At 66.5% G+C, this 23,790-nt stretch carries 27 protein-coding genes; 12 read left to right on the top strand and 15 right to left on the bottom strand.

Annotation, left to right across the window (positions count from 1 at the left end):
- Positions 1–4 precede the first annotated feature (4 nt).
- From DQP58_RS01260 to DQP58_RS01240, 5 genes are read right to left on the bottom strand one after another with little or no spacing between them, the layout of a single operon-like run.
- The gene (locus DQP58_RS01260) at positions 5–475 is read right to left on the bottom strand and encodes a nuclear transport factor 2 family protein (protein ID WP_112706705.1); all 471 of its coding nucleotides are present in this window, start codon (positions 473–475) and stop codon (positions 5–7) included.
- Entirely contained in the window at positions 453–1,673 is a 1,221-nt protein-coding gene (locus DQP58_RS01255; RefSeq protein ID WP_112706704.1) for a metal-dependent hydrolase family protein, read from the bottom strand. The genes DQP58_RS01260 and DQP58_RS01255 overlap by 23 nt, the downstream gene beginning before the upstream one ends.
- 3 nt (positions 1,674–1,676) lie before the next feature.
- A complete protein-coding gene (locus DQP58_RS01250) occupies positions 1,677–2,000 on the bottom strand; it encodes a hypothetical protein (protein ID WP_112706703.1) in 324 nt (107 codons plus the stop codon).
- The gene (locus DQP58_RS01245; RefSeq protein WP_112706702.1) at positions 1,984–3,261 is read right to left on the bottom strand and encodes an aromatic ring-hydroxylating oxygenase subunit alpha; all 1,278 of its coding nucleotides are present in this window, start codon (positions 3,259–3,261) and stop codon (positions 1,984–1,986) included. The genes DQP58_RS01250 and DQP58_RS01245 overlap by 17 nt, the downstream gene beginning before the upstream one ends.
- 14 nt (positions 3,262–3,275) lie before the next feature.
- Complete coding sequence (locus DQP58_RS01240) at positions 3,276–3,809, bottom strand: carboxymuconolactone decarboxylase family protein (protein WP_112706701.1); 534 nt, start codon at positions 3,807–3,809, stop codon at positions 3,276–3,278.
- A 401-nt stretch (positions 3,810–4,210) separates the two neighbouring features.
- On the opposite strand from DQP58_RS01240, the gene DQP58_RS01235 reads away from it, so the two are divergent.
- From DQP58_RS01235 to DQP58_RS01195, 9 genes are all read left to right on the top strand, one after another.
- Positions 4,211–5,509, top strand: coding sequence for an amidohydrolase family protein (locus tag DQP58_RS01235; protein WP_112706700.1), 1,299 nt, complete (start codon positions 4,211–4,213; stop codon positions 5,507–5,509).
- A gap of 134 nt (positions 5,510–5,643) precedes the next feature.
- Positions 5,644–6,810 (top strand): acyl-CoA dehydrogenase family protein, encoded by a 1,167-nt coding sequence (locus DQP58_RS01230; RefSeq protein ID WP_112706699.1) that lies wholly within the window; start codon positions 5,644–5,646, stop codon positions 6,808–6,810.
- The gene (locus DQP58_RS01225) at positions 6,807–7,640 is read left to right on the top strand and encodes an enoyl-CoA hydratase/isomerase family protein (RefSeq protein WP_112706698.1); all 834 of its coding nucleotides are present in this window, start codon (positions 6,807–6,809) and stop codon (positions 7,638–7,640) included. The genes DQP58_RS01230 and DQP58_RS01225 overlap by 4 nt, the downstream gene beginning before the upstream one ends.
- Positions 7,641–7,644: 4 nt before the next feature.
- Entirely contained in the window at positions 7,645–8,799 is a 1,155-nt protein-coding gene (locus tag DQP58_RS01220; RefSeq protein WP_112706697.1) for a thiolase family protein, read from the top strand.
- A gap of 127 nt (positions 8,800–8,926) precedes the next feature.
- Entirely contained in the window at positions 8,927–9,541 is a 615-nt protein-coding gene (locus DQP58_RS01215) for a TetR/AcrR family transcriptional regulator (RefSeq protein ID WP_112706696.1), read from the top strand.
- Complete coding sequence (locus DQP58_RS01210; RefSeq protein WP_112706695.1) at positions 9,538–10,053, top strand: hypothetical protein; 516 nt, start codon at positions 9,538–9,540, stop codon at positions 10,051–10,053. Before DQP58_RS01215 ends, DQP58_RS01210 begins: the two co-directional genes overlap by 4 nt.
- Positions 10,054–10,217: 164 nt before the next feature.
- On the top strand, positions 10,218–11,492 hold the full coding sequence (locus DQP58_RS01205; protein WP_112706694.1) for a cytochrome P450: 1,275 nt from the start codon (positions 10,218–10,220) through the stop codon (positions 11,490–11,492).
- Positions 11,489–11,677 (top strand): ferredoxin, encoded by a 189-nt coding sequence (locus DQP58_RS01200; RefSeq protein ID WP_112706693.1) that lies wholly within the window; start codon positions 11,489–11,491, stop codon positions 11,675–11,677. Before DQP58_RS01205 ends, DQP58_RS01200 begins: the two co-directional genes overlap by 4 nt.
- A gap of 30 nt (positions 11,678–11,707) precedes the next feature.
- Positions 11,708–11,992, top strand: a complete 285-nt coding sequence (locus tag DQP58_RS01195) for a DUF1330 domain-containing protein (RefSeq protein WP_009952166.1) — start codon at positions 11,708–11,710, stop codon at positions 11,990–11,992.
- Position 11,993: 1 nt separating this feature from the next.
- Here DQP58_RS01195 and DQP58_RS01190 read toward each other — a convergent pair whose 3' ends face one another.
- From DQP58_RS01190 to DQP58_RS01160, 7 genes are all read right to left on the bottom strand, one after another.
- Positions 11,994–12,194, bottom strand: coding sequence for a ferredoxin (locus DQP58_RS01190; protein ID WP_007777398.1), 201 nt, complete (start codon positions 12,192–12,194; stop codon positions 11,994–11,996).
- Positions 12,195–12,205: 11 nt separating this feature from the next.
- Positions 12,206–13,411 (bottom strand): cytochrome P450, encoded by a 1,206-nt coding sequence (locus tag DQP58_RS01185; protein WP_112706692.1) that lies wholly within the window; start codon positions 13,409–13,411, stop codon positions 12,206–12,208.
- 112 nt (positions 13,412–13,523) lie between these two features.
- Positions 13,524–14,324, bottom strand: a complete 801-nt coding sequence (locus DQP58_RS01180; RefSeq protein WP_112706691.1) for an NAD(P)-dependent oxidoreductase — start codon at positions 14,322–14,324, stop codon at positions 13,524–13,526.
- Positions 14,321–15,136 (bottom strand): NAD(P)-dependent oxidoreductase, encoded by an 816-nt coding sequence (locus tag DQP58_RS01175; protein WP_112706690.1) that lies wholly within the window; start codon positions 15,134–15,136, stop codon positions 14,321–14,323. Before DQP58_RS01175 ends, DQP58_RS01180 begins: the two co-directional genes overlap by 4 nt.
- Entirely contained in the window at positions 15,136–16,029 is an 894-nt protein-coding gene (locus DQP58_RS01170; protein WP_112706689.1) for an alpha/beta hydrolase, read from the bottom strand. Before DQP58_RS01170 ends, DQP58_RS01175 begins: the two co-directional genes overlap by 1 nt.
- Positions 16,030–16,036: 7 nt before the next feature.
- Positions 16,037–17,716, bottom strand: a complete 1,680-nt coding sequence (locus DQP58_RS01165) for a thiolase C-terminal domain-containing protein (protein WP_112706790.1) — start codon at positions 17,714–17,716, stop codon at positions 16,037–16,039.
- 126 nt (positions 17,717–17,842) lie between these two features.
- Positions 17,843–18,160, bottom strand: a complete 318-nt coding sequence (locus tag DQP58_RS01160; RefSeq protein ID WP_112706688.1) for a hypothetical protein — start codon at positions 18,158–18,160, stop codon at positions 17,843–17,845.
- 187 nt (positions 18,161–18,347) lie between these two features.
- Between DQP58_RS01160 and DQP58_RS01155 the strand changes: the two genes are divergently transcribed.
- Genes DQP58_RS01155 through DQP58_RS01145 form a run of 3 tightly spaced genes read left to right on the top strand, consistent with a single transcriptional unit; the run spans position 18,348 to position 20,995 of the window.
- Complete coding sequence (locus DQP58_RS01155) at positions 18,348–19,271, top strand: NAD-dependent epimerase/dehydratase family protein (RefSeq protein ID WP_112706687.1); 924 nt, start codon at positions 18,348–18,350, stop codon at positions 19,269–19,271.
- A gap of 11 nt (positions 19,272–19,282) precedes the next feature.
- Entirely contained in the window at positions 19,283–20,026 is a 744-nt protein-coding gene (locus tag DQP58_RS01150) for a hypothetical protein (protein ID WP_112706686.1), read from the top strand.
- A 12-nt stretch (positions 20,027–20,038) separates the two neighbouring features.
- Positions 20,039–20,995 carry an LLM class F420-dependent oxidoreductase gene (locus DQP58_RS01145; protein ID WP_112706685.1) on the top strand — a complete coding sequence of 319 codons (957 nt, stop codon included), beginning with the start codon at positions 20,039–20,041 and terminating at the stop codon, positions 20,993–20,995.
- Here the strand turns inward: DQP58_RS01145 and DQP58_RS01140 are convergent, their stop codons facing one another.
- From DQP58_RS01140 to DQP58_RS01130, 3 genes are read right to left on the bottom strand one after another with little or no spacing between them, the layout of a single operon-like run.
- Positions 20,996–22,171, bottom strand: a complete 1,176-nt coding sequence (locus DQP58_RS01140; protein ID WP_112706684.1) for an acyl-CoA dehydrogenase family protein — start codon at positions 22,169–22,171, stop codon at positions 20,996–20,998. It lies immediately after the preceding gene.
- 27 nt (positions 22,172–22,198) lie between these two features.
- The gene (locus DQP58_RS01135; protein ID WP_112706683.1) at positions 22,199–22,495 is read right to left on the bottom strand and encodes a ferredoxin; all 297 of its coding nucleotides are present in this window, start codon (positions 22,493–22,495) and stop codon (positions 22,199–22,201) included.
- Complete coding sequence (locus DQP58_RS01130; RefSeq protein ID WP_112706682.1) at positions 22,492–23,787, bottom strand: NADH-ubiquinone oxidoreductase-F iron-sulfur binding region domain-containing protein; 1,296 nt, start codon at positions 23,785–23,787, stop codon at positions 22,492–22,494. The genes DQP58_RS01135 and DQP58_RS01130 overlap by 4 nt, the downstream gene beginning before the upstream one ends.
- Between the last annotated feature and the right edge of the window lie 3 nt (positions 23,788–23,790).

Here is a 23,790-nt window from a genome sequence, read left to right as displayed (position 1 = left end):
CTCCTTAAGTCGCTGCCTGGGCCGCGGAGTCACCGGCGGGACGGCCGATGGCGTGCGGGCGCCCGGAGTCGTGCACCCCGCTGCGGCGGATGAAGGTCATGGCGCGGGTCTTCAGTCGCCACCCGTCAGCGGTACGCAGATAGGTGTCGCGGTAGTAACCGATCCGCATGTCGTGAGTGGCATGGTCGATGAAGCACAGCGGTTGGGTGCCGGTGGCCGCATCCCCATCGAGGTCGACCACCGCGGTTCCGGTGAGGAACAAGCCCTTTGGGGCTGCGGCCACCAATTCCGGGAATCGGCTCAGGCTGTAGGTCTCGCCGAAGGCGCTGTAGGTGCCGTCGGCAGTGAAGACGGCGACCAGACCCTCGATGTCCTGCTGGGTGATGGTGACCGCGTAGCGGCCAAGCAGCTGCTGGATCTCGACCAGGTCATCAGTTCGGGTTGGGCCGCTTTTAGGCTGATCGGGTGTCGACATAGACCTTGCCGCCTTTCATGACGAAGCTGACGCGCTGGGTAACCGTGATGTCTTCCAACGGGTTTCCCGGTACCGCGATGATATCCGCGAGCTGGCCCGTCGCGAGGCGCCCCCGGTCGGTTTTGTTGATGAGCTCGGCCGCGGTGATGGTGGCGGCCCGCAGCACCGCCAGCGGCGGCATGCCCCATTCCACCAGCGTGACGAGCTCGTCGGCGTTCTTGCCGTGCGGGATGGCCGGGGCGTCGGTGCCGACCGCGATTTTCACCCCGGCCTCGTAGGCCGCCTTGATCGAGGTCTCGGCCTTGGGGAACATCTCGGCCGCCTTGTCCTGCAAGGCTTTCGGGGCGCGCGACACGTCCATGGCCTGGGCGAGCCTGCGGGTGGTCACCAGGAACCTGTCGTTGTCGACCAGCATCTGGATGGCCTCGTCGTCCATCAGGAACCCGTGCTCGATGCAGTCGATACCGCACGCGACCGCGTGCTTGACCGCCTCCGCTCCGTGCGTGTGGGCGGCGACACGCAGTCCACGGCGGTGCGCCTCGTCGACGATCGCGCGCAGTTCCTCGTCCGAATAGTGTTGCGCCCCGGCCTCACCGGTCAATGACATGACACCGCCGGAAACGCACACCTTGATCAATTCGGCGCCGTGCTTGATCTGGTAGCGCACCGCCTTGCGGATCTCGTCGACGCCGTTGGCGATGCCCTCTTCGATCGTGAGCTCGAGTGCGCCCGGCATGAATGCGGCGAACATCGTCGGGTCAAGGTGCCCGCCGGTGGGCGTGATCGCGTGGCCGGCCGGGACTATTCGGGGCCCGTCGATCCAGCCCGCGTCGATGGCCTTGGCCAGGGCGACGTCGAGCAGGTAGCCGCCGGTCTTGACGAACAATCCGAGGTTGCGAACGGTGGTGAAACCGGCGCGCAGCGTGCGCCGGGCGTTGCCGACCGCGCGCAGCACCCGTGTGGGCGGGTCGTCCTGAACCTGGGACAGCCCGGGCGTCTCGCCGCGCCCGCCCATCAGGAGGTTGACCTCCATGTCCATCAGGCCCGGCAACAGAACTTGGTCGCCAAGCGCGATGATTTCGCCTTCGGGGTCGCCCCCCACGCCGACGATCCGGTCGTCCTGGATCTTCAGGATGCCGGGCCGGATGATCTCGCCGCCGTCAACGTCGAGCAGCCCCGCGGCCTTGAGCGTCAGCACCGGCTAGATCACCGGTTCCCGGATCACTGCAACCCATGCCGCGCCGCTGTCCGGCACGCGCGGCTGCTTCCACGCCTCGATGGGGAACGACACCATGACGAGCGACTGCATCATGTGCATCAACGTCCTTGCGTCGTCCGGCAGGTCGTCCAAGGGGAACTTGTCGCAGTATGCGATGACGTCGTTCAGCTTGGGAAATGCGACGTCATAGAACGCCTGCATTTCCGCCATCGTCGAGGCCAACCGCTTGGCGTAGCGCTCGGGCTCGGTGGCCAGGTCCCACTCCAAAAAGGGCTCGAGGGCGGCGAATTCAGACGGTAGCGCCATTGCGCTGGTACTCCTTGACGTAGTTGGCGGTCGTGTGGTGCAGGTGTCGGATCAAGACTTCCTGGTCGCAGAGCAGGAACTCCTTGACGGCTCGGGTGCCGATCATGGTCTGGGTCGCTTCCAGGGTGTTGGCGTCCTGCAGCGCATACTCCTTGAACGTCACCGCGGCCAACTCCTGGGCCAGGCGTTCCCGCGCATTGCGCGGCGGCACGAAATACAGCGACGACTCGAAGATGTGCTTGTCCACCGCGGTCGGCCAGTAGTGGTAGGTCAAATACCAGCCCGGCTCCCAGATCAGCAGCATGAAGTTGGGGTAGAACAGCCACGAGTCAATGCCCCACTGCGGCACCCGCTTCACGTTGACGCCCGGCGGCAGCTCCAGGTTCTGGATGATCTCCGGCTTGTCCCAAGGACCGAACAGCCCGCTGCGCAACACCTGGTCCATCGGCTTGACCATCGACATGTCCGGGGGCGGCGCCTGGCCACCCCAGGTCGACTGCAGGTTGTGCGGGCCGGCCAACTCGTAGTGCAGCGCCTCGTAGCCGAACTTCTGGATCTTGGCGGCTTCTTCCTTGGTGTACTGACCCTGGTGCAGGATCGGCGCGTGGTAGAACTCGACGAACGCGTCGATGAACAGCTTCCAGTTGCTGCCGACCTCGGCCCGGTAGGAGTAGGTCTCGGTCATCTCGCCGAACGGGTAGCCCTCGATGCTCTTGGCCAGCGGCCCGAGGTAGTCGGTGAGCGGCGCCGCGTTGTCGTCGAAGTTGATGAAGATGAAGCCTTCCCACACCTCGCAGCGAACGGGCGCCAGCCCGAAGTTGCTCTTGTCGAGGTCGAAGAACTCTTCTTCCTGCTGAACGAAGGTCAGATCGCCGTCGAGGCTGTAGCGCCAGGCGTGGTACTTGCAGGTGAACTGCCGGCAGGTGCCGGAGGTCTCCTCGTTGGGAAAGTCGTTCCACACCAACTTGTTTCCGCGGTGGCGGCAGACGTTGTGGTAGGCCTTGACGGATCCGTCCTTGGTCTTGGTGATGATCACCGACGTGCCCTTGCCGGCCGAGGGCAGTTCCCTGGTGAAGTAGCTGCCGGTGCGGGGCAGGCGCTCGACGCGGCCGACGTTGAGCCAGGTCTTCCTGAACACGGCGTCGCGCTCGGCCTCGAAGAACGCGGGGTCGATCGAGTCGGTGTAGTCGACCGGCGAGGTCCCCAACTCGGGGTAGTTCTCTGTCCAGCTGCCGGCGGCCGGCTTCGGGAAGTGCGGCAACGTTCTTACTCCTCTTATTCGACGTTGTTAGCGGCTGTGGTGGCGTGCTCGGGTTGGATGCCAAAAGTGTTGAAGGCCATGGCCAGCAGGGCGTAGCAGCCGACCGTGAAGACGAAGTCCATCCGTTGCTGGTCGTTGAGGCGCTCGCCCAGTGCCGCCCAGGTCTGGTCCGACAGCTCCGACTTCTCATCGAGCTCGTCGACCCCAGTGATCACGACCTGGTCGAACGCGTCGGCGGCCTCGCCGCGCTGCAAGGCCGCGATCTGGTCGTCGGTGATCCCTTCTTCTTTGGCCATCCGCTCGTGGTGTGACCACTCGTAGGCGCACTGCCGGCGATGGGCCACCCGCAGGATGGCCAGTTCGCGGATGCGGGCCGGCAGTGTGGATGACACCAGCAGGTGAACGTTGAACCGAAGAAACGCCTTGGCCAGCGCCGGATGGTGGGCCAGCGTGGACAGCGCGTTGTTGCTGTCCGCCCCACGCATCGCCGAGAGGGCCTGCCGGGTCGCCTCGTCCCACTGGTCGGCGGGCAGCGGCTGCAAGCGCATCGGCAGTGTCCTCTCGGTGAAAGAGAATCATATTCTCATTTGCAACTAACAGACTGGCACGAAACGCGCGTCCGGTCAATGCCGGCGTGCCGCTCGGGGACAGGTCCGCCCATCGACTCGGCGCAGGCCGCGGCTGGGCCGTCGACCCGGGCCGACAGGGTGGCAAGCGCCTCGGTCCCGCCGCGCCAACCCGGGTTCTACCTCACGGCATGGCTGCGCCGTGGAAGGGCGCTAGACCTGCACGTTCGGCTGCTGGTCAGAAGGTTGCGGCAACGCCTAGCAACCGCTGGATGTTGATTCTCGCCTGGCGAGAAGATAGTTTTCAGTTTAGTGATCTTGGCACGGGACAGCGATTCGCCGAGGCTCTAATCGATCCGGTGGATCCGATGAAAGGGACGGCCATGAACAAAGAAGACATGATTTTGATCAGCGTCGACGACCACACCGTCGAGCCGCCGGACATGTTCAAGAACCACCTGCCGAAGAAGTATCAGGACGATGCGCCCCGGCTCGTGCACAACGCCGACGGATCGGACATGTGGAAGTTCCGCGACACCGTCATCCCCAACGTCGCGCTCAACGCGGTGGCCGGGCGGCCGAAGGAGGAGTACGGCATCGAGCCGACGGGGCTCGACGAGATCCGGCCCGGTTGTTACAACGTCGACGAGCGCGTCAAGGACATGAACGCCGGCGGCATCCTGGCGTCGATCTGCTTCCCGTCCTTCCCCGGTTTCGCCGGACGGCTGTTCGCCACCGACGACAACGACTTCTCGATCGCACTGGTGCAGGCCTACAACGACTGGCACATCGAAGAGTGGTGCGGCGCCTACCCGGCGCGATTCATCCCGATGGCGATCCCGGTGATCTGGGATGCCGAGGCGTGCGCGGCCGAAGTGCGACGGGTCGCCAAAAAGGGCGTGCACGCCTTGACCTTCACCGAGAACCCGGCCGCGATGGGCTACCCCAGCTTCCACGACGACTACTGGGCCCCGCTGTGGAAGGCGCTGTGCGACACCGGCACCGTGATGAACGTGCACATCGGTTCCTCGGGGCGGTTGGCCATCACCGCGCCCGACGCCCCCATGGACGTGATGATCACGCTGCAGCCGATGAACATCGTGCAGGCCGCCGCCGATCTGTTGTGGTCCAAGCCGATAAAGGAATACCCCGACCTCAAGATCGCGCTGTCGGAGGGCGGAACCGGCTGGATTCCCTACTTCCTCGAGCGCGCGGACCGCACCTTCGAGATGCACTCCGCCTGGACGCACCAGGATTTCAAGGGCAAGCTGCCCAGCGAGGTTTTCCGCGACCACTTCTTGACCTGCTTCATCAGCGACAAGGTCGGCGTGGCGCTGCGCAACATGATCGGCATCGACAACATTTGCTGGGAAGCCGACTACCCGCACAGCGACTCGATGTGGCCGGGTGCGCCCGAAGAGCTGTGGGATGTGTTGTCCCTCAATAACGTTCCCGATGACGAGATCAACAGGATGACCCACGAGAACGCCATGCGCTGGTACTCGTTCGACCCGTTCACGCACATTTCGCGCGAACAGGCGACCGTCGGTGCGCTGCGCAAGGCCGCCGAGGGGCACGATGTGTCCATCAAGGCCAAGGGCCACGACAAGGACAGTCGGGGCGGCTCGTCCTTCGCGGACTTCGCGGCCAACGCGAAAGCCCTTACCGGCAACAAGGACTGAGCACAGTACTGTTGCCGAGCAGCCCCCCGCAAGCGGGAGCTGCCCCCGGCAAGAGCACCTAATTCGTCGGCGTGCCGGGTGCTTCTGAGTTGTTCGCGCTGAGAAGAGGAGACTGAGCAGTGCCCGGCGCTGGAATGAACTTTGAACTGACCGAAGATCAGGAACTGATCCGTCGGTCGGTCGCGGAGCTGGCACGGAGATTCGACGACCAGTACTGGATGGAGAAAGACCAGGCGCACGAATTTCCGACCGAGTTCTATCAGGCCATCGCCGATGGCGGCTGGCTGGGCATGACGATCCCGACCGAGTACGGCGGTCATGGCCTGGGAATCACCGAAGCGACGATCCTGCTCGAGGAGGTCGCCAAGTCCGGCGGCGCCATGAACGCCGCCAGCTCGATTCACCTGTCCATCTTCGGCATGCAGCCGGTCGTGGTGCACGGCTCCGACGAGCTCAAGGCCCGTACGTTGCCCGCGGTCGCGACCGGCGAGGTGCACGTCTGCTTCGGGGTCACCGAACCCGGTGCCGGGCTTGACACTTCGCGGATCACCACGTTCGCCAAGCGCGACGGTGATCGCTACATCGTCAACGGTCGCAAGGTCTGGATCTCCAAAGCGATGGAATCCGACAAGATCCTGCTGCTCACCCGAACGCAGAGCTACGACGAGGTCACCAAGAAGACCGACGGGATGACCCTGTTCCTCACCGATCTCGACCGCAGCCGCGTCGACATCCGCCCCATCCGCAAGATGGGCCGCAACGCCGTCAGCTCCAATGAACTGTTCATCGACAATCTCGAGGTGCCGGTCGAGGACCGAGTGGGCGAGGAAGGCAAGGGCTTTCAGTACATCCTCGACGGCCTCAACCCGGAGCGGATGCTGATCGCGGCCGAGGCGCTCGGCATTGGCCGGGTGGCGCTGGAGAAGGCGGTGAAATACGGCAATGAGCGCGAGGTGTTCGGCCGACCCATCGGCATGAACCAGGGATTGCAGTTCCCACTCGCCGATTCACTGGCCCGGCTCGACGCCGCCGAGCTCATGCTGCGCAAGGCCACCTGGCTCTACGACAATGGCAAACCCTGTGGGCGAGAGGCCAATACGGCAAAGTATTTGTGCGCCGACGCCGGCTTCACCGCCGCCGACCGGGCGCTGCAAACCCACGGCGGCATGGGTTACGCCGAGGAATACCACATCACCCGTTACTTCCGCGAGGCCCGGTTGATGAAGATCGCGCCGGTCAGCCAGGAGATGATTCTGAACTTTTTGGGAGCCAACGTCCTGAAGTTGCCGAGGAGCTATTGACCACGACCGATGACCCCGTGTTGCTGTCGGAGGACCGCGACGGGGTGCGCACCCTCACGCTCAACCGCCCGCGTCGCAAGAATGCGATCAACCCGGAACTGTGGGCCGCCCTGCGGTACGCGTTGGATGCCGCCGGCCACGATCCCGGCGTGCGCGCACTGGTGATCACCGGCTCCGGCGGCAGTTTCTGTTCCGGCGCGGACATCTCGGCTCCCGAGGACATCCATCCGAAGTACAAGTTGCAGCGGTTGACCGACGTGGCGCTGGCGCTGCACGAGCTGTCGGTTCCGACGATCGCCAAGGTGACCGGGGTGGCCGTCGGCGCCGGCTGGAACCTCGCGCTGGGCTGTGATCTGGTGGTGGCCACACCGGAATCGACGTTCTGCCAGATCTTTTCGAAGCGTGGTCTGTCGATCGACCTCGGCGGCTCCTGGCTGTTGCCCAAAATCGTTGGGCTGCAACAGGCCAAGCGGCTCGCGTTGCTGGCGGACACGATCGATGCCGAGGAAGCGTGCGCCCTGAACCTGGTGACCTGGGTGGTGTCGGCCGCGGAGATCGACGCGTTCGTCGACGATCTCGCCAACCGACTGGCGGCCGGCCCGCCGATCGCGCTGGCCCACACCAAGGCGCTACTGAACGAGGGCGCCGACCGCACCCTGCGGGACGCGCTGGCCAGCGAGGCCCGCGCCCAGGGCGTCAACTTCGCGACCGCGGACACGGCGGCCGCCTACGCCGCTTTCGCGCAACGGCGGGAGCCATCGTTTACTGGTCGGTGGGCCCTAGCAAAATCTGGCGCGGAACCACATTCTGGCGACAAGCAATCGGAGTAGGGATATGCGAGAAACAGTCATCGTCGAGGCCGTTCGGACGCCGGTGGGGAAGCGCAACGGCGCCCTGTCCGGCATGCATGCCGCCGACCTGTCCGCGGTCGTCCTGACCGAACTCATCGAGCGCACCGGCATCGGTCCCGAGATCATCGACGACGTGGTCTGGGGTTGCGTCTCCCAGGTGGGCGATCAGTCCAGCAACATCGGCCGCTACGCGGTTCTGGCCGCCGGTTGGCCCGAGACCATCCCCGGCACCACCGTCAACCGCGCCTGCGGGTCCAGCCAGCAGGCGCTGGACTTCGCCGTGCAGGCGGTGATGTCCGGGCAGCAGGATGTCGTCGTGGCCGGCGGGGTCGAGGTCATGAGCCGCGTTCCACTCGGTTCCGCCCGCGCAACCGGTATGCCCTACGGCCCGAAAGTCCTTGCCCGCTATGACGACTTCTCCTTCAACCAGGGCCTGTCGGCGGAACTGATCGCCAAGAAATGGGGATTCTCCCGCACCCGCCTCGATGAATTCTCCGTCGAGTCCCACGAGCGGGCGGCCGGGGCCCAGGACAGCGGCGCATTCACCGAGCAGCTGGTGCCGGTGTTCGTCGAGGGAGGCGACAACAACGTCGTCACCGCCGACGAGGGCGTGCGGCGCGGCAGCACCGTGGAGAAGCTCGGCACCCTCAAACCCGCCTTCGCCGAGGACGGGGTGATCCATGCGGGCAATTCCTCGCAGATCTCCGACGGCGCCGCCGCCCTGCTGGTGACCACCGCGGAACTGGCCGTCGAGCTCGGTTTGACGCCGATCTTGCGCTACCTGGCGGGTGCGGTGACCGGCGCCGATCCGGTGCTGATGCTCACCGGCCCCATCCCCGCGACCGAGAAGGTGCTGGGCAAGGCCGGCGTCGCGCTGTCCGACGTGGGTGTCTTCGAGGTCAACGAGGCCTTCGCGCCGGTTCCGCTGGCGTGGCTGGCAGAAACCGGGGCGGACCCGGCCCGGATGAACCCGCTGGGTGGGGCGATCGCGCTGGGACACCCGCTGGGCGCGTCGGGGGCGGTGTTGATGACGCGCATGGCCCACCACATGCGCGACAACGGGATTCGCTACGGGTTGCAGACCATGTGCGAAGGCGGCGGCACCGCCAACGCCACGCTGGTCGAGCTGGTGAGCTGACCGCCGCGGCCCGCAGCGGCCGCACGCGCGCCGAAAGTGTGCACCACGTGACCCTTGTCACAGCGCCCAAACTAACCTACTGTGTGTTCACTAAGTTGGTTTTGCTATGTCGGTAGAGAGGACCCTGGTGCCCGTCGCACGGCGATACGACACACTTCTCGCCAAGGGGGAGGACCGCAAGATGCGGATCCTCGACGTCGCCCAACGCCTGCTCACCCGCAACGGCTGGCGCAGCACCACGCTCGCCCAGATCGCCGGTGAGGCCGGGGTGACACCGGCGGGCCTACTGCATCACTTCGAATCGAAAGAGCAATTACTGCACGCGGTGCTCGATGCCCGCGACCTCGACGACGACACCCACGCCGACCGGACCGGGGACCTGTTCGACCAGATCGCCGCGGTCGCGGACCGGTTCCACCGGGCCCCCGAATTGGTAGGGACGTTCACGGTGCTGCTCGTCGAGAACATCCTCCCGGAGGCTCCGCTGCACGACCGCATGCTAGCGAGGCACCGGGCCGCCACCGACATCGTCGCCGAGCTCATCCGTCGCGGTCAGGCCGACGGCCGGTATCGCGAAGACATAGACCCCGCCGTCAAGGCAGTGGAAATCCTCGCCTTCGTCCACGGAATGGAAACCACATGGTTACTCGATCCCTCGATACCGCTGCCCGAGGTATTCAAGCAGTACGCCGAGACACTGGCGCGGGACTTCGCGCCCCCGAAGAAGCTCGAGACGGCATGAGGTACCGGCTCGACGTCGTTGCCACCACCGCGGTCGATGTGGTGCGGTTCGCCGGTGGCTGGATCTTCGACCGGTCGATGGCGGGTTGGGACGTCACCGTGCTCTTGATGGATCTGGCCGACCACCCCGATGATCGGCCGCTGCAGATCATCGGCGCTCAGGTGCTCGACCTCGAAGAGGCGCTGGCATCGGTGCAATCGCGGCCCCGCCCCCAGGCCCTGGCGGCCGCGGCGGACCTGTTCGGTTGCGACGCGCGGGTTCGCCAAGGCGTGCTGCGGGCCCTCGATCAGGGCGCCATGGAGGTCACGCTGTGGGGGGAGGACTGGCCGTCGGAACTCGATGACAGCGTCGGCCTGGTGCAACACCAGCTGAGCATGGCGGCGCAGACGTTCAAGGCCCAGGCCCTCGCGGCCGCGGCCGTACCGCACGCCCCCGTCGGCCACGTCGAGACGTTCCGCAGCGGGCTGCTGGCGTGGCCCTCGGTGGCCGCCGACCTGGTTCCCGCCAGCTAGTCGGGCGCGATGCGGACCGGCGCGCCACGGCCGGCGGCCGGCGGACTCGCGCATCTCGTGACACCCGGCGGGGACCCGTCGTTGACGACCACCACCCCGTGTGAAAATGTAATACTCATCCGCGAGAGGCACATTCTCACTAGCCGAGATTCAAGGAGCAGGAGATGGCGAACGAATTCTCCGAGTTGGACTTCTTTCGCGGCAGCGAGCTCATCGAGAACCCGTACCCCTACTACGAGGCGCTGCGTCAGCGATGCCCCGTCACCCGGGAAAGCCACCACGACGTCACGATGATCACCGGGTGGGACGAGGCGTGTGCGGTGCTCAACGACGCCGAGACCTGGTCTTCCTGCATCTCGGTGACGGGTCCGTTCCCCGGCTTCCCGGTCCCGATCGAAGGCGACGACATCACCGAGCTGATCGAGCAGCACCGTGACGAACTGCCGTTCAGCGACCAGCTGCCGACGCTCGACCCACCGACCCACACCAACCATCGCTCGCTGCTGATGCGACTGATCACCCCGAAGCGCCTCAAGGAGAACGAGGACGCCATGTGGGCGCTCGCCGACCAGGCGCTCGATGACTTCCTGGCCCCCGGCCGCGGCGAATGGATCAAGGGCTTCGCGGGCCCGTTCACCCTGCTGGTGATCGCCGACCTGCTGGGCGTGCCGATGGAAGACCGCGACAAATTCGTCAAGGGCATTCGCGAGCACTCGGGCGGCGGCGTCGGGGGCACCGGCAAGGAATCGTTGGCCCACAGCCCGCTGGAATTCCTCTACGGCCTGTTCTCCGATTACGTCCGCGACCGCCGGAGCGAGCCGCGTGACGACGTGCTGACCGGGCTGGCCACCGCCACCTTTCCCGACGGTTCGATCCCGGACGTCGAGGACGTGGCCCGCGTCGCCAGCAACGTGTTTTCGGCGGGACAGGAGACCACCGTGCGGCTGCTCGGCGCGGCCCTGCAGACGCTGGGCGAGCGCCCCGACATCCAGGCGCAGCTGCGCAAGGACCGCAGCCTGATCCCGAATTTCATCGAAGAGTCGCTGCGCCACGAGAGCCCGGTCAAGGGCGACTTCCGGATGAACCGGCGGCCGGTCAACGTCGGCGGCGTCGACCTGCCGGCCGGCACCACGGTGATGATCGTGCAGGCCGCGGCCAACCGTGATCCGCGCCGGTTCGAAGAACCCGCCACCTTCGATCCGACGCGCAAGAACGCGCGCCAGCACATCTCGTTCGGTCGTGGTATCCACAGCTGCCCCGGCGCCCCGCTGGCGCGGGCCGAAACCCGGGTGGCGATCGAACGGCTGCTCGACCGCACGACGGATATTAAAATCAACGAGGACGTCCACGGGCCCGCGGATAGCCGTCGTTACCAATACGTTCCGACCTACATTCTGCGTGGCCTGACCGAATTGCACCTGGAGTTCACACTGGCATGAAGGTTTGGGTAGACGACCAGCGATGTCGCGGTCACGGCATGTGTCTCACGCTGTGCCCCGACGTGTTCAGCCTGACCGACGACGGTTACGCCGTAGCGATAGATTCCGATGTCCCAACGGAATTGGAGTCCGCCGCCCAGGAGGCGATCCAATGCTGTCCCGAGCAGGCGATCAGCGAGAAATAACCAAAATTACGGGCGAGTAAGGAGATTCGAGTGGCCAAAGGGTATGTCATCCTGACCGAGGCCATCAAAGACCCGGAAGGCATGAAGGCATACGCTCAAGCCGCCGGATCCGCGATGAGCGGTGCCACCATCCTCGCGGTGGACACCGCGCCCAAAGTCATCGAGGGGGACTGGCACGGCGACCAGACCGTCGTGCTGGAATTCGAATCGGTGGATGCGGCTCGGGCGTGGTACGAATCCGAGGGCTACCAGAAGGCGGCGAAACTGCGCCAGCAGGCTGCCGACTGCAACGCCGTCATCCTCTCCGGATTCTGATTTACTCGCCGACGATCGAGATCGCCTGCCGAGGGCACTGACGGACGGCCTCGCGCACGTCCGCCTCGTTCTCGGGGGTGACTTCCTCTTGGTGGACGGTCAACATGTCGTCGTCGCCGAGTTCGAAGATGTCTGGGTTGATGCCCATGCAGACACCGTTGCTCTCGCAGAGTCCCCAGTCGACTTCGATCTTCTTCGTCATCGTGGCCCCCTTCAACGAAGCACCTTGACGGGCACGTTCTTCCAGCCCGCCACGTTTTGCATGGTCACCCGTTTGCATCCCGCCAGGTCGAGCTCGTAGCGCGGCATGAAATCGAGCAGCCGCTCCAGCGCGATCCGGCTTTCCAGGCGGGCCAGCGCTGCGCCCAGGCAGCTGTGGATCCCGTACCCGAGTCCGAGGTGCTGCGCCTCGGTGTGGTCGCGTTCGATGTCGAACGTGTCGGGGTCGGTGAAGGCGTCCGGGTCGCGGTTGGCCGCGGCGCCGCACAGGAATACCGGTTTGCCCGGCGGGATGACCCCACCGCTGACGTGGGCCTCCTTGAGGGTGTAGCGGACGTTGTATTGCACCGGTCCCTCGTAGCGCAGTAGCTCTTCGACAGCCCCGGGGATCTTGTCCCGGTCCTCCTGGAGCTTCTGCCACTGGTCGGGGTGATTGGCGAAGATGACCGCGGCGTTGCCCATCAACTTGGTGACGGTCTCGGCGCCCGCACCACCCAAAAGCGTTGCGAACCCGCAGATCTCGATGTCGTCGAGCTTGCGCAGCTGGCCGTCTTCACCGGGAATCTCGGCGGCGATCAGCCGGCTGATCATGTCGTCCTGCGGCTCCTGGCGACGCTCCTGGACCAGGCTGAAGTAGTACATCGCCGTGTCGATGTTGGCCTGCATGCCGGCCTCGCTGATCTCGATCTGCCCCGGCTCGTGGTGCAGGCTGGTGTCGATCCAGTGGCGGACCTGCTGGCGGTATTCCTCCGGCACTCCAGCCATCCGGGTGATGACCTCAACCGGGAACGGACCGGAGAAATCCTGCACCACGTCGAAGTTGTCCGAGTCGACCGCACCCAGGTATTTGTCGATCACCTCGATGATCGTCTCGCGCTGCGACTGGATCGCCCGCGGGGTGAACGCCTTATTGAGCAGGCTGCGCATGTGGCGGTGCTCCGGCGGATCCATGAAGATGATCGACTTCTGCTCGGGGGCAATGCCCCGGCGCACCATCGCCAGGTCGCAGCCGCGTGCCGAAGAGTACGTCTCGAAGTCCTTGAACGCGGCCGCCACGTCTTCGTGACGGGTCAGCGCGTAGAAGTCCTCCTTCTCGTCGTAATACAGTGGCGTTTCCTCGCGCATCCGCCGATAGATGTCGAACGGATTGTTGAAGTAGTCCTCGGAGTAGGGATCGAAGACGACCTTCGGTTTTGTCACTGCATCCTCCTCAGCGGCGAGGTCGGGCTGGAACCTTTACAGCGGAGTCACTGACTGTAACGCTAACGGTAATACCTTCGTGACGAACCGGAAAGACCAAAACGCTGGCATTTCATACCCTCTTCGCGGCGCCGATGGCCGCGATGACGTCATCCAGCGCACCCAGGCCGCTGCCCAACTCCCCGGCGATAGCGCGGACGGCGGCCACATCCTTCGCCACGAACTCACCGGTCATTTCGATGAACGACGCGATGGAACCGCCCGCCGCGACGAGGTTGAGCACGCGGCTGGTCGCGCTGCCGTGCCCCAGGGCGCTCAGCAATGTGGCTTCCGGGACGCCGAGCACTTCTGCCAGTCGTATCGACTCGGCAAGGAGCCCGATCTGCGCGGCGAACAGTGCGTTGTTGACGAGTTTCACCTTCTGACCCGCGCCGGCGGGCCCGACGTGCAGGACCGGGTCGCCGTAGCAAGCCAGCAGCGGTCGCACTCGGTCAACCGCTTGGTCGGCACCGCCGACGAACAGCGTGAGCCGGCCGGCGGCGATGTCGTGTGGGCCCCCACTGACCGCGGCGTCGACGACGTCAACGCCGTTGGCGTGCTCGGCGATGGCCGCGATGGTGTGCGGGTTGACGGTGGTGTGCACCACCAGCACCGCGCCGGGCCGCAGGGCGGCCAGCAATTCGCCGGCCAGGCAGAGCTGTCGAACCTGTTCGTCGCTGAACACACAGAGGACCACGACGTCGGCTTGGGCACCGGCCTCGGCCGCCGCGCCGACGGCCCGCGCGCCCAGTTGCTCGACCTCGCCGCGCTTTTCGGCCGTCCGGCCCACGGCCCGGACGTCGTGACCGGCGGCCACCAGGCGGCCGACCATGGGGCGGCCCATCCGTCCCGCGCCGATGAATCCGATTCTCACCGCGGGTGGTCCATCAGGGCCAGCGCCGCGTCGGCCGCATCGAGCACCGCGCCGCCGTTGGCCCCGGCGTTCTCGGCAAGGTCGACGACCAGCCGAACATCCTTCTGTAGCAGCCCGCCCGCCACCCCGGCCAGCCGATCAAGTCCGCCGATGCCGCCCAGGGCGTTGAGCGCAAAGCTGTTGCCTGAGCTGCGGGAGACCACCTCGGTGAGGCGGTCCGGCTCGACGCCGAGCAAGCTGGCCAGTGACAGCGCGCTGGCCGCGGTGGCCAGGTTGGCGGTGAACAACAGGTTGTTGAGGAGCTTCGTGGTCTGTCCGGAACCCAGCTCGCCGAGGTGAACGACGGGATCGGCATAGGTCGCGAAGACGGGGCGGCAACGTTCGACGACGTCGGTGTCGCCGCCCACCATCACGAGCAGCCGGCCCTCGGCCGCCGCGCCGCCCCCGCCGCTCACCGGCGCATCGATGACGGAAACACTTTGGGCGGCGGCCTTGTTCGCGAGGTCTCGGCAGGTGTCCGGATGCACCGTGCTGTGCACGGCGATCACGCTGCCGGGCTTCATCGTCGACAGCAATCCATTTGTCCCGCAGGCCAGTTCGTCGATGTCGGCGTCTGCGACCACGCAGAGGCAGACCAGGTCACTGGCCGCGGCGAGTTCGGCCGGCGATCCGGCAATGCCGGCCGAGGTGTCGGCGAATGCCTCGAGGGTCTCCGGCCTGCGCGCCCACAACGTGGTGGGGTAGCCGCCCTCGACGATCCGGCGCGCCATGGGGCCGCCCTGGCTGCCCAACCCGATGAATCCGACGCGCATCAGCCGGCCTCCAGATCGGATTGCGTCTTCGCCGAACGCTCGGCCACACAATCCCGCACGAATTCAAGGACTTTCGAGTGATAGATGGGGGCGGCGTGGCTGAGGCTGATGTTGTGCCCGGCGTCGGGTTGCCGGTGCACGACGAATCGCGGCGCCCCGGTGAACAGGGCGCCGACCTCGGTCACCGCCGCATCGTCGGCCTGCCAGACCTTTTCGTGCTCGGCGATGCTGAAGTGCACCGGGACGCGCACGTCGGGCGCGAGCTCCGGGAAAGTCTGTCGCGCCCAGTTCGACACCATCTGGTCTTCGTAGGCCGGGGCGGACGGCGACACCGTGGCGCCGTTGAGAACCTCGGGCGGATAGGACTGCTCTGGGCTCCACAGCAGTTCGCGCATGCCCGACGGGCGGCGTTCGCGGGTGGCCGTTTTCAGTATTTCCTTGGCGGCGGGGTGGTAGTGCCGGCCGGTGCCGGCCAGCTCGATACCGAGGAGGTCGGCACCTCGCGCGTCGGCGGCCAACCGCAGCGTCAGCTCGCAGCCGCCCGAGTGGCCCCACACGAATGTGCCGGCGCCCCGCGGTCGTTCGCCGAGGATGCGGTCGACGGCGCCGTAAGCCAGGTTGACGCGCTGCTCGCCGGAGACCATCGCTTCGGGATAGGGCGCCGAGCTGCCATAGCCCGGCCGATCGAGGGCCACCACGGTGAACCCGGCCGCCGCGCCGGTCCGCAACAGCGAATACGAGGGGTGGCCCGGGCAGTCGAAATACATCGCGGTGGTGCCACCGCCGTGGATGGCCACGATCACGGCCTGGGGGTCTTCGACTTCGGTGACCAGCGCCGACATCGGCACCCCGTCGACGATTACCAGCCGTGGCCGCGGTGCCGCGGGGTTCATGCTCGCCTCATTCCGGCGCCCGCAGCAGGAGCACGCCGCTAGGAGTCAGGCCGCCGCTGCTGACCACACCGACGCGGGCACCGGCGACCTGGCGGTCACCGGCCTCGCCGCGCAGCTGAGTGATGGCCTCGTGCAGCAGACCCATGCCGTGGGTGCGGCCGTGCGAGAGTTGGCCGCCGTGCGTATTGAGCGGCAACTGCCCGTCGCGCGCGATGTTCTTCCCGCCGTCCAGAAAGTCTTTGGCTTCACCGATTCCGCAGAAGCCCAGCGCCTCGATCCAGGACAGACAGTTGAAGGAAAACCCGTCGTACAGCTCGGCCACGTCGACGTCGGCGGGTCGCAGCGAGGTACGCGTCCATACGTGCGCCGCCTGGCCCAGGACCTGCGGCTCGTGGGTGAGGGTGCTTTGGTCCCAGTCGAGTCGCTCGACGATCTGCGTTCCCACCGCTTCCACCAATACCGGCGGCTTGGCCAGGTCGCTTGCTGCGTCGACGGCCGAGACGATGACGGCGATGGCGCCGTCGCACGGCACGTCGCAGTCGTATAGGCCGAACGGCGTGGTGATGGGCCGCGCGCCCAGGTAGTCGTCCATCGTCATGGGGGAGCGGTAGATGGCGGTCGGGTTGAGTTCGGCATTGGCGCGCTGGTTCAACGCGATCCAGCCCAGCGTCTCCTTGCGGGTGCCGTACCGGTGAAAGTGCCGCTGCGCGTTCATCGCCAGTGTGTGCGCCGCCGACGTGGCACCAAATGGCATCTGCCAGCCCGACATTCGGCCCGCTGAACCATGGGCCGGGGTGATCTTGCCCTGCTTCATCAGCTCGCCGTGGGTGGCTTCCCACACCGTCCGGAAACACAGCACGTGCCGCGCGAGCCCGACGGCGATCGCCAGCATCGCGGCGATCACCGAGCCACCCGGCCCGAACGTTTCCATCGCGCCGTTGTGCCAAGTCGGCCGGATGCCCAATGCGGCCTCCAGGGCGGTGGTGCCCCCCTCGCCCATGCCCGCCACGTTGAGAGCGCCGGGGTAGGTGGACAGACCGTCGATATCGGCGAATGTCAGGCCGGCATCGGCGATGGCCGCTTCACACGCCTGCACCGTCAACGCCAGCGGCGGCTGCATCAACCGGCGACCGATCGGCGACGCGCCGATTCCGGTCAACGCGACCTTGTCCTCGAACTTCTCGGCGGTCAGCATCGGCCGGACGTGCTCACCGAAACGTTCCGGCGCGATCTCGTCGACCGGCAGCTCACCGGGTTCGTCGGCATCGGTCCCTCCCGCCCGCAAGGGTCGAAACAACGGAAACCACACGTCCTCGACCTGCTCGAAGACGACCTCGACCTGCTGTCCGAGTTCCAGCCGATCGACATCGCTTTCGACGATGTTGGTGGTCAACCGGACCCGCGGGTCCTCGGCGATAGCCACCTGCGCGATCACGTAGGGCGCCGCCAGTCCGGGCAGGCTGAACCGCTCGTTGATCGTGAAGCCGGCGAGCGTCGCCCGGCCCGAGACCGCCCGCACGCCGATGTCGCGGGACCGGCAGTACCGGCAGACCGGCGCGGGTGGATGGATCAGCGATTCGCAGCTCTGGCATTCCTGCAGGCGCAGCTTGCCGTCGGCGCCCGACGTCCAGAAGAATTCGTTGTCCTGCGTGATCAGGGGCAGCGGCCGTCCGGGTGCTGCTGACACGTCACCTCCGGGGGTCCGCACGGCCGGCCTGGTAGGGCCATTATGCAAATCGGAGAATTACGTTATCACTTAGCGCAGGTGCGATCCAGACGCGTTGCGGGGTTCGGTGAGGTGGGGCGGCCCCGGTCAGTACGGCACCCAGACGCCGTCGAAATAGGCGCCCCATTGGTGAAAGCCGACGCTCCACATCGGTTCGTTCGGCGACCACGCCGGCCGAGGCGGCGGCGGCGGCACGTCCGACGCGAATGCCGGCGAATATGCCGGCGGCACGGCGTACCACGGCGGCGGGGCCGGTCGCGGTTTGCATTCGAACGTCGACACATTGAACGACAGGTTGCGATCGCACTGCGCCGAGCCGATCGCCGGCGTCGCGATCACCGCAACCACCATCGCCATGAAGGCGACCGCGACAACCGCGGTCAGGCGACCAAATAACCACCTCATGGTGGGCCTCCCGGTGGGCCAATTCGAGCCTGGCCTGGTCCAGCTTATTCCGTTGCTACCGCCACGACCAGGTGACGTTCGTTGGAGGACGACACGACACCGAACGCGGCGTCTCGTGGCGTTTTCCGTCGACCGGGAGTTATGCTCGCGCCACGCGGTATCAAGTACTTAATATTCGGAGGACGGGTTGCTCGACGCAGAGAAGATCCTGATCACCGGTGCGACGGGCAAGATCGCGTTTCCGATCGCGCGTGCCTTGGCCGCAGCAGGGAACGAGGTGTGGGGCGCCGCCCGCCTGAAAGAACCCGCGGCCCGGCAAAAACTGGTGGACGCGGCGATCAGACCGGTCGCGCTGGACGTCGGCGCCGGCGACTTCTCCGGTCTGCCAGACGATTTCACCTACGTCTTCCACGCCGCCGTGGACCCGGGCGCCGATGATTGGATCCAGTGCGTCGAAACGAACGCGCAGGCGTCGGGCGAACTGCTCTACCATTGCCGCGCCGCAAAGGGTTTCGTCTTCTGCTCCACCGGCTCGATCTACGCCTACCAGGGCCGACGACCGCTTACCGAGACCGATCCGCCGGGGGCACCACTGCGGGCCAACTACAGCTTCTCCAAGGTGGCCGCGGAGGCGGTGTGCACCTGGATCGCCAGGCGCTTTCACATCCCGCTGACCATCATCCGGATCTGTTCGACGTACGGCCCACAGGGCGGCGCGCCCGCAGACCGTCTCGACGCGATGTTGGCGGGCAAGCCCATTCGGCTGCATCCCGACAAGCCGAACAATTACAACCCCATCTATGAAGACGACTACGTACAGCTGGGCATCCGCGCGATGGAAGTCGCCGCGACACCGCCCGTCGTGGTGAACTGGGCGGGCAGCGAAACCGTCAGCGTGGAGGAGTACTGCGCCTTCATGGGTGAGTTGGTCGGTGTCGAGCCGATCTTCGAGTACACGCCTCAGGCGCACACCCCGCTGTGGCCGGACGTCACCCACATGCACGACGTGCTCGGCCGCACGAAGGTGCCCTGGCGTGTGGGATTTCGGCGCATGATCGCGGCTCGCCATCCAGAAATCCAATTGTATCAAGACGATTCGACGAGAGCCTGAGGTTCAACGCCATGCATCTTCCCGGCACGCCGTCGGACGAGGTCCCCGAGATCCGTGCCGCCGGTAGCGGCGAGATCACCACCCTGTTCGTCTCCATGGCGGTCCGCCATCCCGACGGTAAAGACGCCGAGTACCTGCGTTGGCACAGCCTGGATCACCGTCCGGAGCAACACCGCCTGCGCGCGGTGCGCGCCTCGCTGCGGCTGGTGTCCACGCCGGCCTGCCGCTCGGCTCGCGCGGTGAGCGACGGGCCGTTGAACGCGGTCGACCACGTGATGACGTACTTCTTCACCGACATTGCCGGACTGCACGATTTCAACGAACTGTCCACGGCGCTGGGGAATGCCGGCCGCAAACTCCCGCTGCTGCCGCCGGTGGAGCGCGGCGTGTACGACGTGCAACGCAAAGCCGCCGCGCCGCGCGTCAGGATCGGGTCAGACGTGTTGCCCTGGCTGCCCGTGCGGGGCGCGTTCCTGTTGGTCGAGCGGGGACCGTCGTCGCCGGACCCACTGGTGGACGTCGACGGCGTCGCCGGGGTCTGGTCCGCAGTATCTCGCCGGGTCGATGCCAGTTTGGCCAGCGCACCACAGAACCAGACGATCACGTATTGCTTTCTCGACGACGACCCGATCGCCACCGCGCAGCGGCTGCGACCGGTACTCGAGGCCCGCTGGGCCGAACCGGGCATTGAAGCATTGTTCGCCGCACCATTTTTCGCGGTCGTCCCCTACGAGTGGGATCGCTATGTGCCGTAGGGAAGGGGCCGCATGCGCATCGGCTTGATGGTCGGCTCGGACAAAGAGCGGTCACGCGCCGATCGGCTCGCCGGCCTGATCGACGACGGGGTGACCGCCGAAAGCGACGGTTTCACCGCGTTTTGGATGCCCCAGGTCCCGGGCTATCTCGACGCGTTGACCGCCGTGGCGCTGATTGGGCAGGCCACCGAGGCCATCGAGATCGGAACGGCGGTCGTACCGATTCAGACTCGCCATCCGATGATCATGGCGCAACAAGCCCTGACCACCCAGGTCGCGTGCGGCGGTCGGTTCACGCTCGGCATCGGGCCCTCGCATCATTGGATCGTCAACTCCCAGCTGGGGCTGCCCTATGACCGCCCGGCGCGCCTGATCGGTGACTATCTCGACGTGCTCCTCGCGTCGTTCGCCGGCCCCGGCACCGTGGATGTCGACAACGAAAACTATTGCGTCCATTCGCCGGTCGACGTCACCGACGCCTTCGAGGTGCCGGTGCTGTTGTCGGCGCTCGGGCCGACGATGCTGCAACTCGCCGGCGAGCGGGCCGGGGGCACCGTGCTGTGGATGGCCGACGAGCGCGCCATCGCCGACCACGTCGTTCCGCGCCTCACCGCGGCGGCCGCCCGGGCCGGGCGCCCCGCGCCCCGGATCGTCGCCGGTATTCCCGTCGCGCTCTGCTCCAATAGCGAGGCGGACGAGGCTCGCGGCTACGCCAGCGAGGTGCTCGGACACGCAGACTTCTCGCCGAACTACGTGCGCCTGCTGCAGCACGGCGACGCCGAAGACGTCGGCGACACCATGGCGGCAGGCGACGAGGTGGCCGTCCTGGAGCGGCTGCGCCGCTACCGCGATGCCGGTGTCACCGACCTCGCGGTGCGAATCGTCCCGTTGGGCAAGGACATTGACGAGCGAATCAACTCGCGACGCCGAACTCAGCAGTTTCTGTCGTCGCTGTGTCCGGCGTTGTGATCACCGCGAGGGCAGACCGAGGACGCGCTGCGCGATGATGTTGCGCTGGATCTCCGACGTGCCGCCCGCGATGGTGCCCGCGTAGCTGCTGATGTAGCGCGCGAACCAGCTGGCGGTGAAAAGATCCGGGGCGTAAGGGTTGTACGGGGCCGTGAGCATTTTGTCGCGCAGCCCATCGGCCCCGGCGGCATCCAGAGCGTGTCGCAGCGCGCTCTGTTCGGCCTCCGAGCCGAACACCTTCAGCGCGGACAACGCCGCCACGTCCACCTCGCCGCGAGCCGCTTTGCCCAGCGCGGCCGAACCGAGCAGGCGCAGCGCGTAGTAGTCCATCACGATCGTGGCGTAGTAGTCCGCATTCACCTCGTCGCTGGGCCGGTAGTCCTCGAGGAGTTGCTCGAGCCGGTTGGCGAACGCCATCCACATCAGGGTGCGCTCGTGGCCGAGCGAGCCGTTGGCGACCCGCCACCCGCCATTAAGCGGCCCGACCAGGTTATCCACGGGCACCCGGACGTCGTTGAAGAACACCTCGTTGAAGTCCAGCTCGTCGCGGTCATAGACCGAGGGGAAGGGGCGACGCACCAGCCCGGGACTATCGGTCGGGATGAGCAGCGCGCTGATTCCCTTGTGCCGCGGAGCGTTCGGGTCCGTACGAACGAATGTCAGGATCACGTCGGCATCATGGGCGCCGGAGGTCCACACCTTCTGCCCATTGACCACGAACTCATCGCCGACCAATTCGGCCTTCGTCCGCAGCCCGGCCAGGTCGGAGCCGGCTCCCGGCTCGCTCATTCCCAGGGACGCGGTCATGTCGGCTCGCAGGATGGGGACGGCCCAGCGACGCTTCTGCTCTTCGGTGCCGAAGGACAACAGCGACGCGGCGATGATGCCGACGCCCTGGGGATTGAAGCAGTGGTAGATTCTGCGTCGCGACAGCTCCTCGCGATGTACGAACTGCTGCAAGATGTTTGCGTTGCGACCACCGAATTCCGGTGGGTTGCCGGGCAGTAGCCATCCGTGGTCGAACTGGAGTCGCTGCCAGCGGCGCGACCATTCGGGCACGTGCGAGGTCGACGACGGGCGCTGCGCGGCTTGGGCCTGCGTCGGCAGGTGTTCGGTGAGGAAGCCGACGAACTCCGCGCGAAACGCTTCTACGTCGGCGTCAAAGGTGAGCTGCACGGCACTACTCCCCGGAGCGCGGACGGCTCAGCGCGTGAATCCCCACTCCGCCTCGTTCTCTTCGGTTTTGAGGTGCTCGGCCGGGTCCTCGGTGTCGGCCAACGGCGGCTGGGAAGCGCGGGAGGTGCGCTGGCCGATTTCGGTGATGGCGTGCACCGGGCAGTCGAGCAGCGCCCGCATGACTGCGTCGCGATCCGCCTCCGCCACCGTGCCGTCCCCGATGAGCGATGCGTATCCCCAGTCGTCCAGCGAGAAGTATCCGGGCGCGTGCTTGGCGCAGATGCCGAAGCCGTCACAGATGGTGCGATCCAGCCGGATTTTCATGCTTGCCTCACAGGTTCCGCCTCGTAGGGACGGTCCGCGCGGAGCGCACCGCGGGTGCAGTCCGGGCAAGTGCCGTCGAGATGGGCACCGACGTCGTCCGGGAACTGATCGAGCAGGCTGGCAGCGACGTTGGTCGCGGCATCCAGCGTTGCGCACGCACCGCGTCCACGCAGCAGCACCGACCAGCGGCGCAACCGTTCCACGTCTGCCGCCGTCGCGGCGCCATCGCGCAGTGCGCCGGCGACCGCGGCCATCGCCGCCGTCCCGTTGAAGCACGATCCGCATTGACCGGCGTTTTCGCGATCGAAGTACGCGAGCACGGATGCGGCCACCGCGACGGGACAGTCCTCGATGAGGATCGAAATCGCGCCGCAGCCCAGCCCGCTGCCGACCCGTCGCATCGTCTCGTGGTCCAGGGTGGTCTCCAACACCGAGCGGTTGAGCAGACCGGCGAAGTAACCACCCATCAGTGCTCCGCGCACCCGGTCGGCCGGAACACCGTGCAGGGCAAGCAGTTCCGTGAACGGCAGCCCAAGCGGCAGTTCATACAGGACGGGAGGTCGCCCGCCCCCGGTGATGGTGGCCAGGAAGGTGCCCGACGACAGCGTCGTGCCCTGCGACCGGAAATCGGCCGATCCGTGGGACTGCAGGTAGGGCAGGTTGGCCAGGGTCTCGACGTTGCTCACCAGCGTGGGCCGGTCATCGACGCCGGCTTCGAAGGGGCGCGGCGGCTTGTCCGTCGGCTTGGCCGGGCCGCCGTTGATCGCGCGCACCGCGGCCGTCTCCTCGCCGGCCACGTACCCCGGCGCCACGGTGCGCAGGTCGACGGCGACGCCGAGCGCGCCGGGATCCAGCTCGCCGAGCGCGGATTCGATGCTGTGTGCCGATTCCTGGTCGGACACGTAGACGTAGGCGCGGTCGGCGGCAACGATCGTCGCGGCCAGCCGCAGTCCGTCCAGGACGAGGTGAGGGCGATTGCGCAACAGCCAACGGTCCTTGACCGAAGCCGGTTCTCCCTCTTCGCCATTCGCCACGACGACGGGGACGCCCAGCAGTCGTCCGTTGTCGCGCACCGACCGCAGCTTCACCGACAGCGGGAACGCCGCACCGCCGCGGCCGACCAGGCCGCTGGATTCGACTTCGGTCAAGAATTCATCGGCGTCGCCAAGCGGGCGGTAGCCACCGAGCTTGCGATAGGACGCCAGATCCTCGCGGGCGTGCTCGCTCAACAGCCGCGGCGTGCATCCGGGCAACGTCGCGGTGGCGATGGTGGTGGACTGAGTGGTGTTCACGGC

Source organism: Mycobacterium colombiense, assembly GCF_003284975.1.
Classification (GTDB): Bacteria; Actinomycetota; Actinomycetes; order Mycobacteriales; family Mycobacteriaceae; genus Mycobacterium; species Mycobacterium europaeum_A.
This window is presented reverse-complemented; position numbering and strand designations above follow the sequence as displayed.